The sequence below is a fragment of the Actinomadura sp. BRA 177 genome (assembly GCF_013372625.1).
Lineage (GTDB): Bacteria > Actinomycetota > Actinomycetes > Streptosporangiales > Streptosporangiaceae > Spirillospora.
Genome location: NZ_JABXFD010000059.1, coordinates 1 through 329, shown reverse-complemented (window position 1 = coordinate 329; position 329 = coordinate 1). Strand labels below are relative to the sequence as shown.

The following is a 329-nucleotide window of genomic DNA, read 5'->3' as shown; positions in this document are numbered from 1 at the left end:
GGTGCGGGGGGGGCGGGGCGGGGCTGCGGCCCCGCCCGGGCGCGTAGATGGGCCGGTACAAGGGGCCCTCGCGCGCCACGCTGCTGGCGGGCGGCGCGGCGGTGGTCATGTCGCAGACGGTCGACGTGCTGACGCTGGAGCAGCTCGTCGTGATCGGCACGCTGTTCGCCTTCCTGTTCGTCGCCGCCGCCGGCATCCGGAACGGCCGGTGCAGGTCGGGCTGGGAGTGCCGCAGCGCGAGCACGGCGGCGCCGCTCGTCGTGATCGCGACGATCCCCGCGGTCGGCTGGCTGATGCTGAACCTCAAGGTCTGCCTCTTATACACATCC

1 pseudogene is annotated in these 329 nt (G+C 73.6%); it reads left to right on the top strand.

The features are described from left to right. Positions 1-47: 47 nt before the first annotated feature. A pseudogene (locus tag HUX53_RS00575) lies at positions 48-329 on the top strand (amino acid permease-associated protein); the annotation flags it as partial.